General features: G+C 39.3%; 14 protein-coding genes. 3 read left to right on the top strand and 11 right to left on the bottom strand.

All coding sequences use genetic code 11. From position 1 onward, the window contains the following. Positions 1–30: 30 nt before the first annotated feature. The 4 genes from serC to leuB all read right to left on the bottom strand — a co-directional run bounded on the left by serC (position 31) and on the right by leuB (position 5,943). Complete coding sequence (serC, locus tag F0Q01_RS02280; RefSeq protein WP_090154709.1) at positions 31–1,113, bottom strand: 3-phosphoserine/phosphohydroxythreonine transaminase; 1,083 nt, start codon at positions 1,111–1,113, stop codon at positions 31–33. 13 nt (positions 1,114–1,126) lie between these two features. Next, positions 1,127–2,797: a biosynthetic-type acetolactate synthase large subunit gene (gene ilvB / locus F0Q01_RS02275; RefSeq protein ID WP_090154642.1), complete on the bottom strand. Its 1,671-nt coding sequence runs from the start codon at positions 2,795–2,797 to the stop codon at positions 1,127–1,129. 256 nt (positions 2,798–3,053) lie between these two features. After that, positions 3,054–4,724: a dihydroxy-acid dehydratase gene (gene ilvD / locus F0Q01_RS02270; RefSeq protein ID WP_090154644.1), complete on the bottom strand. Its 1,671-nt coding sequence runs from the start codon at positions 4,722–4,724 to the stop codon at positions 3,054–3,056. Positions 4,725–4,851: 127 nt separating this feature from the next. Beyond that, positions 4,852–5,943, bottom strand: a complete 1,092-nt coding sequence (gene leuB / locus F0Q01_RS02265) for a 3-isopropylmalate dehydrogenase (RefSeq protein WP_090485791.1) — start codon at positions 5,941–5,943, stop codon at positions 4,852–4,854. A gap of 170 nt (positions 5,944–6,113) precedes the next feature. Between leuB and F0Q01_RS02260 the strand changes: the two genes are divergently transcribed. Continuing rightward, a complete protein-coding gene (locus F0Q01_RS02260; RefSeq protein WP_242941819.1) occupies positions 6,114–6,902 on the top strand; it encodes a biotin--[acetyl-CoA-carboxylase] ligase in 789 nt (262 codons plus the stop codon). 23 nt (positions 6,903–6,925) lie between these two features. On the opposite strand, the gene F0Q01_RS02255 is transcribed toward F0Q01_RS02260, so the two are convergent. The 3 genes from F0Q01_RS02255 to F0Q01_RS02245 form a co-directional block, all read right to left on the bottom strand. Then, positions 6,926–7,378 carry a low molecular weight protein-tyrosine-phosphatase gene (locus F0Q01_RS02255; protein WP_090485786.1) on the bottom strand — a complete coding sequence of 151 codons (453 nt, stop codon included), beginning with the start codon at positions 7,376–7,378 and terminating at the stop codon, positions 6,926–6,928. 87 nt (positions 7,379–7,465) lie between these two features. Then, positions 7,466–8,119, bottom strand: a complete 654-nt coding sequence (locus F0Q01_RS02250) for a class I SAM-dependent methyltransferase (protein ID WP_090485784.1) — start codon at positions 8,117–8,119, stop codon at positions 7,466–7,468. A 31-nt stretch (positions 8,120–8,150) separates the two neighbouring features. Beyond that, positions 8,151–8,738, bottom strand: a complete 588-nt coding sequence (locus F0Q01_RS02245; protein ID WP_090485782.1) for an L-2-amino-thiazoline-4-carboxylic acid hydrolase — start codon at positions 8,736–8,738, stop codon at positions 8,151–8,153. Between the two features lie 147 nt (positions 8,739–8,885). On the opposite strand from F0Q01_RS02245, the gene F0Q01_RS02240 reads away from it, so the two are divergent. Continuing rightward, positions 8,886–9,407 carry a hypothetical protein gene (locus F0Q01_RS02240; protein ID WP_090485779.1) on the top strand — a complete coding sequence of 174 codons (522 nt, stop codon included), beginning with the start codon at positions 8,886–8,888 and terminating at the stop codon, positions 9,405–9,407. Between the two features lie 53 nt (positions 9,408–9,460). Next, positions 9,461–9,964, top strand: a complete 504-nt coding sequence (locus F0Q01_RS02235; RefSeq protein ID WP_090485778.1) for a hypothetical protein — start codon at positions 9,461–9,463, stop codon at positions 9,962–9,964. Between the two features lie 15 nt (positions 9,965–9,979). Here F0Q01_RS02235 and F0Q01_RS02230 read toward each other — a convergent pair whose 3' ends face one another. Genes F0Q01_RS02230 through F0Q01_RS02215 form a run of 4 tightly spaced genes read right to left on the bottom strand, consistent with a single transcriptional unit; the run spans position 9,980 to position 12,504 of the window. After that, complete coding sequence (locus tag F0Q01_RS02230) at positions 9,980–10,195, bottom strand: aspartate dehydrogenase (protein ID WP_090485777.1); 216 nt, start codon at positions 10,193–10,195, stop codon at positions 9,980–9,982. Positions 10,196–10,241: 46 nt separating this feature from the next. After that, positions 10,242–10,910 (bottom strand): Pr6Pr family membrane protein, encoded by a 669-nt coding sequence (locus F0Q01_RS02225; protein ID WP_090485776.1) that lies wholly within the window; start codon positions 10,908–10,910, stop codon positions 10,242–10,244. Positions 10,911–10,960: 50 nt separating this feature from the next. Beyond that, positions 10,961–11,650: a DUF4230 domain-containing protein gene (locus F0Q01_RS13825; protein WP_090485775.1), complete on the bottom strand. Its 690-nt coding sequence runs from the start codon at positions 11,648–11,650 to the stop codon at positions 10,961–10,963. Next, complete coding sequence (locus F0Q01_RS02215) at positions 11,650–12,504, bottom strand: hypothetical protein (protein WP_090485774.1); 855 nt, start codon at positions 12,502–12,504, stop codon at positions 11,650–11,652. The genes F0Q01_RS13825 and F0Q01_RS02215 overlap by 1 nt, the downstream gene beginning before the upstream one ends. Positions 12,505–12,538: the final 34 nt, after the last annotated feature.

Below are 12,538 nucleotides of genomic sequence, written 5' to 3'. Positions count from 1 at the left end.
CTTGTTAGCTACAGGCTCATTTATTTGACATTATGCATTAGCTTTTTCGAATTCACGCATGAATTCAACAAGCTTCTCTACGCCTTCGATTGGCATAGCATTGTAGATAGAAGCTCTCATACCACCAACAGTTCTGTGACCCTTAAGGTTAACAAATCCTGCTGCAGTAGCTTCCTTAACAAACTTAGCATCAAGCTCTTCGTTACCTGTAACAAATGGTACGTTCATAAGTGAACGATCTTCTTTTCTAACAGTACCCTTGAAAAGCTTTGATGAATCAAGGTAATCATAAAGGATAGCTGCCTTCTTCTCGTTGAGTTCCTTCATTGCTGAAAGGCCGCCATTCTTAAGGAGCCACTTGAACACCTTACCGCAGATATAAATATCATAGCATGGTGGTGTATTGTAAAGACTGTCATTGTCTGCCTGTGTCTTATACTTAAGCATTGTTGGTGTGCCTGGAAGAACATCATCACGGATAAGGTCCTCACGGATGATTACGATAACCATACCTGCAGGTCCTACGTTCTTCTGAACACCACCATAGATGATGCCGTACTTGCTAACATCTACTGGCTCTGAAAGGAAGCATGAGCTAACGTCTGCTACTAAATCCTTGCCCTTTGTGTTAGGAAGTGTCTTAAACTTTGTTCCATAAATTGTGTTGTTCTCACAGATGTATACATAGTCCATATCATCAGTGATAGGAAGGTCTGAACAATCTGGAATATATGAGAATGTCTCATCTGCTGATGAAGCAAGCTCTACTGCCTCACCATACATCTTTGCTTCCTGGAATGCCTTCTTTGCCCACTGACCTGTGATGATATAGCCTGCCTTCTTGTTCTTCATAAGGTTCATTGGAACTGCTGCGAACTGCTGGCTAGCACCACCCTGAAGGAAAAGCACCTTGTAGTTATCAGGGATGTTCATAAGAGTTCTGATATCAGCCTCTGCCTCTTTGATAATCTCATCAAAAACCTTTGAACGGTGGCTCATCTCCATTACTGACATGCCACAGCCCTTGTAATCAAGCATCTCATCTGCTGCTTCTCTAAGAACTTCCTCAGGTAATACTGCTGGTCCTGCACTAAAATTATAAACTCTACTCATTACACTAATCTCCTTACTTTTCTTCAAAAAACTCATTTATTGGTGCTCCTGGTGCTACCATTGGCCATACTTTTTCATCACTATTGATGATACAGTCAATAAGCACAGGCTTCTCGGATCGCATAGCCTCCGATAAAGCGCTGGAGAACTCTTCCTGAGTTGTTACGCGATATCCTGTTGCACCCATAGCTTCTGCCAACTTGACATAATCAACTCCGTCGTCAAGTACAGTAGCTGAATAATGCTTGTCATAAAAAAGTGTCTGCCATTGTCTAACCATTCCAAGTACGTGGTTGTTGACAATTATTTCAATGATAGGCAACTTTTCTCTAGACGCTGTTGCCATCTCATTCATGTTCATTCTGAAGCAGCCATCACCTGCAATATTGATAACTGTCTTGTCTGGATTACCTGTCTTGGCACCAATTGCGGCTCCAAGTCCATATCCCATAGTTCCAAGACCACCTGATGTCAAAAGCTGATGTGGCTTTTTATAATTGTAGAACTGAGCTGCCCACATCTGATGCTGTCCTACTTCTGTAGTGATGATTGCCTCACCCTTTGTCTGACGATAAACCTCAGATACAATATATGGACCAGACAAGCCTTCCTTAGGAATTGTAAGTGGGTACTTGTCCTTAAGTTCCTCTGTATGCTTAATCCATGCCTCATGCTCCTTCTGAGTGAGAAGCTTGTTGATTCTAGAAAGAATCTCCTTAACATCACCTATCACAGCATGGTCAGCTACTATATTTTTATTAATCTCAGCTGGATCTACATCAAACTGAAGTATCTTTGCCTTGCTAGCAAACTTTGAAGGATTGCCGAGAACTCTATCAGAAAATCTAGTACCGATTGCAATAAGCAAATCACACTCAGATACGCTTAAGTTGGATGCCTTTGTACCATGCATACCAAGCATTCCAAGGTATCTGTCTTCCTTGCCAGAGTAAGCTCCCTTTCCCATCAATGTATCGCAAACTGGTGCATCTACAAGCTCAACAAACTTCTTTAATTCCTTGGAAGCATTGGCAAGAACTGCACCACCGCCAACGAAAATAACTGGCTTTTTAGCCTTATCAATAAGCTTGATTGCCTGCTTTAAGCTATCCTCTGTAATGTCCTTTTTAACCCTACCTACTGGGATAGGCTTCATTGGCATGTACTCGTATTTATTATTTGGAGCAGTAACATCCTTTGGCACATCGATAAGTACAGGACCTGGACGACCGCTCTTTGCAATGACAAATGCTCGGCGAATTGTCTCAGCTAAATCCTTAACATCCTTAACGATGAAGTTATGCTTAGTGATAGGCATTGTAATACCGGCAATGTCAATCTCCTGGAATGAATCCTTACCAAGTAAAGGAACTGTTACGTTACAAGTAATAGCAATGATAGGCACCGAATCCATATGCGCTGTTGCAATACCTGTAACAAGATTTGTGGCACCTGGACCACTTGTTGCAAGGCACACGCCTACCTTTCCAGTAGAACGAGCATATCCATCTGCTGCATGTGCGGCACCCTGCTCATGACTTGTAAGCACATGGTGAATCTCATCCTTATGCTTATAAAGCTCATCATAAAGATTAAGAATCGCTCCGCCTGGATACCCAAAAACAGTATCAACGCCCTGTTCCTTCAAACATTCAATTATAATCTCTGAACCACTGAGTAACATATCTTTTTCTCCTCTAAACTCCGTCTAAACGCGGCGCCTTCTTTTTCATGCTCCCGCAGGGCACCCCTCGTACTTCGCTAGGCAACCTCCCGCAGAGCGGTTCCTTCCTAGCTCGCACGATACTTCCCTCCTCGCGCTTGCCAAGGCTGAGTAGCCGCGTTTTAAATGAGTCCGTAGTAGACAAGCTCTTAGGTTTCTCAAGCGAAACGTGTTGTTGAGCGGAGAAACTCTAAGGCTTGTCTACGTAACGGACGTACTAAAATTCTGGCGTCTTAAGAATCGCGCCGCGGTTTCCTGAGGTAACCTGCGCTGCGTAGCGACGAAGATAGCCCGTTGTAACCTTTGGCTCGCGTGGCTGCCACTTAGCACGGCGTGCTTCAAGCTCTTCGTCTGAAACCTTAAGTGTCATTGTATAGTTAGGAATATCAATTGAAATGATATCGCCTTCTTCAACAAGTGCGATTGGTCCGCCAACAGCTGCCTCTGGTGAAACGTGACCGATAGAAGCTCCACGGCTAGCGCCTGAGAAACGACCATCAGTAATAAGTGCAACTGATGAACCAAGTCCCATACCAGCAATAGCTGATGTAGGGTTAAGCATCTCTCTCATACCAGGGCCACCCTTAGGTCCCTCATAACGGATGACAACTACATCACCCTCAACAATCTTGCCGCCCTTGATAGCTGCGATTGCATCTTCCTCGCTATCAAATACTCTGGCTGGGCCTTCATGAACAAGCATCTCAGGAACTACTGCACTACGCTTAACAACTGAGCCGTCTGGTGCAAGATTTCCCTTAAGTACTGCAAGTCCACCTGTCTTTGTATATGGATTGTCCACAGGTCTGATAACCTCTGGATTTCTGTTAATAGCATTTTTAATATTCTCACCAACTGTCTTGCCTGTAACTGTCATACAGTCAGTATTAAGAAGTCCGATATCTGCAAGCTCCTTCATAACTGCCCATACACCGCCGGCCTCATTAAGGTCTTCCATGTATGTAGGACCAGCTGGAGCAAGGTGACAAAGGTTTGGTGTCTTCTCAGAAATTGGATTAGCAAACTCAATATCGAAATCAAAACCAATCTCGTGAGCGATAGCTGGTAAATGAAGCATTGAGTTTGTAGAACAACCAAGTGCCATATCTACTGTAAGAGCATTTAAAACTGCCTCTTTTGTCATAATCTGACGAGCAGTAATACCCTTGTTATACATATCCATAACAGCCATACCTGCATGCTTAGCAAGTCTGATTCTCTCTGAGTAAACAGCAGGGATAGTACCATTACCTCTAAGTCCCATTCCAAGAGCCTCTGTAAGGCAGTTCATTGAGTTAGCTGTGTACATACCTGAGCAGCTACCACATGTAGGACAAACATTTTCAACGAAGTTCTCAACCTCATCCTCTGTCATGTTGCCAGCTGCATGTGCGCCAACAGCCTCAAACATAGAAGAAAGAGAACGCTTCTGACCACCTACGTGACCTGCAAGCATTGGACCGCCTGATACAAATACTGTAGGAAGATCAAGACGAGCTGCTGCCATCAAAAGTCCAGGCACATTCTTGTCGCAGTTTGGTACCATAACAAGTGCATCAAACTGATGAGCAAGTGCCATACACTCTGTTGAATCAGCAATCAAATCACGAGTTACAAGGGAATATTTCATTCCGATGTGTCCCATTGCAATACCATCACAAACTGCAATAGCTGGGAATACTACAGGCACACCGCCTGCCTCAGCTACTCCAAGCTTTACTGCATCAACAATTTTATCAATATTCATATGGCCTGGTACTATCTCATTGTACGAAGATACGATACCTACCATTGGCTTTTTCATTTCTTCTGGTGTAAATCCCAAAGCATTAAACAAAGATCTAGCTGGTGCCTGCTGCATGCCAGCTCTCGCGTTATCACTTCTCATTTATCGACTCCTCCTAGTATTTTAGTCCGCTGGTTACGGCCACAAGCCTTAGTATTTCTCCGCTCATCTAACACGATTCGCTTGAGAAATCTAAGAGCTTGTTTCCTACCAGCTCATTTAAATAATTCTATAAACGCTCTACTATTAAATCGCCCATCTCAGAAGTTCCTACCTGCTTTACGGTGCTGCCGTCGCGAGGCATGATATCGATTGTGCGATAGCCATCCTTGAGAACCTGCTTAACTGCATTTTCTACTGCATCAGCCTCAGCATCTAAATCGAAGCTGTAGCGAAGCATCATAGCTGCTGAAAGGATTGTAGCTATTGGGTTAGCAATGCCCTTTCCTGCAATATCTGGTGCGCTTCCGCCTGATGGCTCATATAAACCGAATTTTGTATCGTTAAGGGAAGCTGATGAAAGCATTCCGATGGAACCGGTAACCATAGATGCCTCATCTGATAAAATATCTCCAAACATGTTCTCAGTAAGAATTACATCGAACTGACGTGGATCCTTAACAAGCTGCATTGCACAGTTGTCTACAAGCATGTGCTCGTATGTAACCTCTGGATAATCTTTAGCTACCTCTTCAACAATTTTTCTCCAGAGACGTGAGCTATCAAGTACGTTAGCCTTGTCAACTGAAGTAACTTTCTTGCGACGCTTCATTGCAATATCAAATCCGCGTTTTGCAATTCTGCGAATCTCATTTTCTGAATAAGTAAGAGAATCTCTTGCAACTAGCTGACCATTTTCTTCTTTTGTAGAACGCTCTCCAAAATAAAGGCCGCCTGTAAGCTCTCTCATAATCATCATATCGAAGCCATCTCCGATAATGTCGTCTCTAAGTGGACATGCTTCTTTTAATTCGTTGTATAAATATGCTGGTCGCAAATTAGCGAATAGATTAAGGCTCTTGCGAAGCTTTAGAAGTCCTGCCTCTGGACGTTTGTCCGCTGGTAACTTGTACCAAGGACTTGTAGAAGTGTTTCCACCAATAGAACCCATGAGCACTGCATCGCTTGCTTTTGCTGCGGCGATTGCCTCATCTGTAAGAGGCTCTCCACATGCATCGATTGAGCAGCCGCCCATAAGAATTTCAGTATACTTAAACTCGTGTCCAAATTTTGCACCTACCGCATCAAGTACCTTAACTGCCTCAGTAACAACCTCCGGACCAATTCCATCTCCTCTGATTACACCTACATTGAATGCCATAATTATAGTCCTTCCCAATTAAAACCATTTTTAACAGTTTAATACACTAAAGCACGAAATTCAATGACAAAAAGACCTTTTTAATATCTTTGACAAAATAGCCCAAATACTTCTAAAATACATGTGGGTGTTTCGTCAACTTTCACACTTTAAAGTAACAATGAGGAGCTATGATGGCATCAAAAGACAAGGTATTAGAACTATTAGAATCAAATAAGGAGACCTATATTTCAGGAGAAGTTATAGCCTCTTCCCTTGGGCTTTCTAGAAATGCTATATGGAAAGCCATCAACGAGCTTAGAAAAGCTGGTTACGAAATCGATGCTATCAGCAACAAGGGTTACAAACTAAAAGAAGGAAATGACATTCTCTCTGAAGCAGGTATCATTTCCTATTTAGATAGTAGTTACAAATCCAAATATAAAGGTTCTAATTTAATCCGTATTTACGATGTCGCAAACTCCACTAATAGGATTGCAAAGGAAATGGCAATTGCAGGCGCCGCCCACGGCACTGTAGTTATTGCCAATGAACAAACGGAAGGTCGAGGCCGCAAGGATCACAGCTTCTATTCTCCTAAGGGAGGTTTGTATTTAAGCATTATTCTTCGCCCAGAGTTTCTTAAGACACTTTTACCTGATGAAATAACTATCCAAACAGGCACGGCTGTCTGCGACTCTATCGAAGCCCTAGCTGGTGTTAGACCTACCTTAAAGCCTATCAATGATTTATTTATTAATGATAAAAAGATTTGTGGAATTCTCACTGAAGCTGGAACCGAATTTGAAACTGGCGATATCCAGTGGATTGTTGTAGGAATTGGCATTAATTTTGACTCAGACATATCCACATTTCCATCAGATATAAAAAATATAGCCACCAGTCTTTTTTCTCCTAATCAAGCAACAATCACGAGAAATCAGCTGGCAGCCGAAATAATACAGAAAATAGTGGTCTAGGGGGACGGAGTTAGTGGTCCATTTTAGTAGCCTAGTCTCTTAAGCAGCCCCTGACATCCTTCCACTACTTCCTCGTAGCATTTATCAAACTTTCTTGTGTACCAAGGGTCATCTATATCTCTTGGTCTATCAGAAAAATCGAGAAGTCTATATATCTTATCATCTGGGTCTGGACCAAATTCATAGTTCAGATCCCTCATATTTTCAGCATCCATTCCAATTATGTAATCATAATCTCTATACTCGTCCCTGCGGACATGACGTGCAGCATAGCCATCGCAATTGATCCCCTTGCTATTTAGCACTTGTCTCACAGGTGGATACACTGGATTCCCTATTTCCTCATAAGTCATAGCGGCACAATCGATATAAAAATCTCCTGCTATCCCTCTTCTATCAACCATATCCTGCAACACATATTTCGCCATTGGCGATCTACAAATCGAGCCATGACAAACAAATAAAACTCTTACCATTATTCCTCCTCAAATATGAACCTAGGGGACGGGGTTAGTGGTCCATTTTTATTTTGGCCCTATCCCCCCGTCCCTATGGACCATTTTCTACTTCATGCACTTAAAATAAACTATGGAACCATCAACATAATACTCCACTGAAGCGTATAGTTCATGTAATTTCCTAACCAATTCCTTCTCATCAGGAAAAGGAGGCGTAAACCATCCTTTTTTCGATAAAATGTTTTTCACAAGCCAGTCAGTGCGCTTTGATTTACCTCTGATATAAAAACAAGCAATAAAACTACCGCCTTTTTTCAAAACACGACTAGTCTCTTGAAAAGCTTTTTCCTTGTCTGGAAATGCATGAAATCCATTCATGCTCATAACTATATCACACTCTTCATCAGCAAAAGGCAACTGCCCTACATCACCTTGAATAAACGAAATATGCGAGCAATTCCCAAGCCTTCTTTTGGCCTTTTCAAGCATATCAACACTATAGTCCAAGCAAGTAATCTTAGCGTTTTTCAGCCTTTTCCATTTCTCCTCTGTGAAGACTGCAGTTCCTACAGGTACATCAAGCAAAGTACCATCAAAATCATCTGGCACATAGGACAAAACCTTTCTTGCTATTTCATTGTCATCTGTCCCACTCCAGAAAAATTTAATGTATAGTTTGCTTAAAAAATTCCCCTGAGTCAACACATCATCATATATATCTTTTGAATCATGATACGCATTTTTTATCTTGTCACCCATTTTCTCTCCTATTTAAACAGATCAATTCCTGCTACCAACTTGCTCTTCTAAGCCTATAATCACAACAGTCATCCCCTTCAGCCACGGATTTCGTTCTTTCATAATCGATTCCTCTAAAGCCAGTCATATATTCCTTGTCCATACAACAAATCATTTGCACCGCTTCAGGAGTTCCCAATTCTACTGCTTTATCATAAAGGGGACACCTAATTACATCCATAAAGCATTTATCCTGTGTTACCTGAAGATTGCAAACATCATAGCCATCACTCATTTTAGCAGAAATCTTATCCATGTGTCTCCACATAAAAGCCGGAACACCAGGTATGCTAGTTATCTTTTTAAAAATTCCTTTAAATTTTAACCCCACCTTTGTCCCATAATTACGAGTTACCGTAAGGGCATCGTTAGGTGAATATTTCTCCACTGCACGATATAGTGCCACTGCAGGAAAAGCAAATTGTAAAGTAGAACTATCTGCATTTGGTTCAGCTTCTATCATTTTACAATACTCTTCTTCTGCAAAACTCCATATTTCATCAGCTTTATTGATTCCATATTTTTCAATAAGATCCTTGTAAAAATCTTTGAAAGCAAACATTTTCTTGATAGTCTTCATGTCACGTCTCCTCTTCTAGTATAATAATCAGTTAGCCTTTTCTAACCATCTATTATACACTATCAACGAAAAAAACTGCTACATATGCTTTACGACAATTATATGCTAATATTTCTTTTAGAATTAGCGTGAAAAGGAGGCTATATAATGTCGGTATATGATTATTATAATACGGTACCCGGCCCTGATGCATATCTTTCAGGTACAATATCAGCATTATCTTATGCATATCTTTCAAAAATTATCCCTCAATTCTGGGCTGTTGAAGCAGATGTATTTAAAGCTAATAAATCTAATATATGCGAAAGCATCCGAATAAGGTTACATGAATATTTAGACAATCAAATATTTGATATTAAAACAGTAACACGTGTCTATAAATTAAACTTTGATCTTGAGTTAATAGAAGGTGATTTATCTACTATCATCCAAAAAATAATATATGAACCAGGACATCAAGTCCCTAATGTTAATAATTACATAGACGATTTTTTTAAATCAGTTAGATTTTATCTCGGAGAAAAAAGTAACATCTATAGAATCAAAGGAGAATTGAACGAAGATATTACCGATGTATTAAGTGATTTCTATACATATGTTGTCTTTGATGTTTTGTTTATAGAATACAAAAATCATATGCTTATGATTGTATTTGGATCAGACGAATAATAGAAAGTTATGTTAGCATAAGTAAAGAACTCAGTGAATCTAAGGGGAAATTTATGAAAATAAGAAAGATTTCTAATGCATTAGCAGCTTTAACATGCATTTATATTTTTATCTACTTTTCAACAACTATTATATTGTCAGTCTTCAAACTCCGATTTAGAGTTTGGTTTACTGACCTTTCCGTAAAAATTATTGTTATCGGCTTATTTATTTGTATAGTTCTAGCCATTTTGCAAATCACCAAAAATGTACTAAAATATTTCATTCTTTTGGGATTTCTTTTTTGCGGGCTCATAATGATAAACCTATTATTTTTAAGGCCATTCCTTTTTCAAAAAACCGAATCTACAGAATATCGAGATAATACAAAGTACTCTGTGGTCGCACAAGAATTTCCTGGCATAACAAAAGACTACTACGAGTACAAGAATTTTCTTATTTCAGGAAAAACTGTTAGGATTCACGAATCATATACAGTAGAAAATACTCTCTCTCGTACAATTATTTACAATAAAAATGGAAATATTACTGAAGAAATCTCTGCCGATTCCCAGTAATATTTCCATCTTTAATCAATAAATCTTTTCTATTTCTCCTGTGATGCCATAGGTTTCCTTAAACTGCTCCAAATCTTCCGGGCCCTTTATCAGCATCACTTCCTCAAAAGCCCCTGTTGATAAATCCTTAAATCCAGCAACCTGCTCTCCTGTACAAATACTGGCCTTTATCACAGGCTTTTTCCTTAATTTGTCATAAGTTTTTTTCTCTAGCTTTTTCTTAAAAAACATAGTCCCCCATGCTCCTACTTTAGGAATTGCACATTGTCCCAAAAATCTATTTATTCCTACGTCCAAAGAGCTTATCTATGCCTACAAACAATAGTCCACCTACCGCAAATATTGCTGTCAAGATAACGCACCATTTTAAAACTCCCATATTGCCCACTCTATCTGGATTCAAGAAAAAGTATGGGTAGATAAGTGGGTCCGTGCCAAGATAATTTGTAATAGTTGAATCAAAACTATGTGCTGCTGCATGAATAAATACATAGCCTAAATAAGCTATAGGAAACAGCACCGAAACAAATGGATAAAATAACTTTGTCTTGCCTCTCTCATAGAATAAAAACCAGTCCAGTGTGTACATAATAGGCAGCACAACATGGGCAAGAACACTTGCTATTTTAAAGTTTTCTGCAGGATTTCTCCCTGGCACATTAGCAAGCAAAATATTGAACACTAAAAATGTTAGCAAAATTCCAAGCATACCTATAAACTTAAGCGCTGGGCTAACAGTTACATAGCTATTTTCTTTTTTTCGAGCTGTCTGTATAAGTTCAGCAAACATAACGAATATGCAAAAATAATTGCTGAGATTGGTATACATAATGTAAAAATCCCATCTGAAAACATGCTCAAAGAATCCAAGGCTTGCTGCGATTCCAACAACGCCCAGGGTACAATATGCTGTCTGGTAAATTAACTGTGTAGTACGATTTTTCATAACTTTTTCCTCCTTAAAATGGTCCTAGGGGACGGGGTTTTTGGTTCATTTTATATAAACTCTATCATGAGTTCATAATCGCTATCAACCGCCTTAACTACAGGATAATAAATATCGTAAACTGCTTTTAAGGCCAGGTCATCTGCCTGTTGTCCATTGCTATAGACATCGAATTTTTCTTTTAATCTTTTTCTTAATTCTTTTTCGATTTTATTGTAATCGGACAGGGTGAGCTTGATGTCTCCTATGGCCAAAAATCCACTTTGCTTATCACCAATCTCCACCTCGTTTGGGTCTATTTCTATTGTGTCTAAAACTGGGTGTGGAATCTTAATGGTCACTGTATGATTTTGGGCATCCTCAACTATATTGCTTTTTCCTAGTTGATCCAATTCAATTACGAAACTACCTTTTCCAGTATACTGTACAGTTTGATATTTCTTTGATGGTTCCCAATCTAAGAAATCAAACATCCTATCTTCGATTTTATAGCTAACTGTTCCCTCCTGCTCAAATACCACAAGCTTTCTGGTTTCTGATGGTTTTGACAGTATTACATCGGAAAATGATACTCTCACACCGCTATTGCTGAGAATAATCGTGTTAGGATCTACCATTTCCACCCCATCATCATAAGCGGATATATTTTCACTTTTTCTAGTCACAGAGATAATAATTATTAGAAGGGAAGCCAATAATAATGCAATACTAATTGCTCTAAGTATATATATCTTTTTCACTATTCAGCCTCCTCTACCTCTGTCTCATTGACTGATTCTTTATCAAGCTTTACTTTTAATACCTTTGGAACTCCCACTCTAAATCCTTCAAACTGAAATAGTTGGTTTAGAATCCAGAGCAATAATAAAAATGTTGCTACAGGAATAACAAAATATGCCACCACCAAAATGGCCAAGGAATTAATAAACTTGCCTAACATGCCCTTATAATAATTAAACAAATCTTTTACTCCATCTATAGCAGTGCTGAAAATCGCTGATATCTTCTCATAGAATCCTTTATCAGCCTCTGTACCTGATAAGTCTTCAACTTTGTCCGTTCCTTCTTCTGCGGATGTCACTGTTTCATTCACATATGTCATGCCACCATTACACAGCCAATTAGATATAGTTGTGCTGCAAGGCACTGCAAAAATAACAACCAGCGATAACACAATAATCTTTTTTGCTATTATCTTGAATATTTTCTTATTAGTCAGCAAATATGCTATCAGCAAAATTAAAGCAATAGGTACCAAAATCTTAAATGTCACTGGAATACCCTTAGATATCAGAAGACCTTCCAAGAAAAGCATTCCTAACAATAACACAAAATATTTATTCAAATCTGCAATTGTATCTGCAAGTGGTGTTCCCCAGTCATCTGGTAACATAGAGATAATAAATGACAATCCTATAGTTGCTCCAGTAACTTTCATTACTACAGATTTAGATTCCTCCAATGTTGAAACAGACTTTTCAAATACAGGTAGCTTAACAGCCTTTGAAGAAGCCACAAAAAATGAAAAGACAGTCAAAAAAATCAACAACGCTATTTTCGCAATAAAAATATTTTTCTTTAATCTTGCATCCATTATTATTCTCCTCAAAGTAATTTTTTCGTATTAT

Origin of the sequence: Pseudobutyrivibrio xylanivorans, assembly GCF_010906925.1 — a bacterium.
In the GTDB taxonomy this organism is placed as follows: Bacteria; Bacillota; Clostridia; order Lachnospirales; family Lachnospiraceae; genus Pseudobutyrivibrio.
The sequence above is the reverse complement of the archived record's forward strand: the minus strand, read 5'-3'. Positions and strand labels throughout refer to the sequence as shown.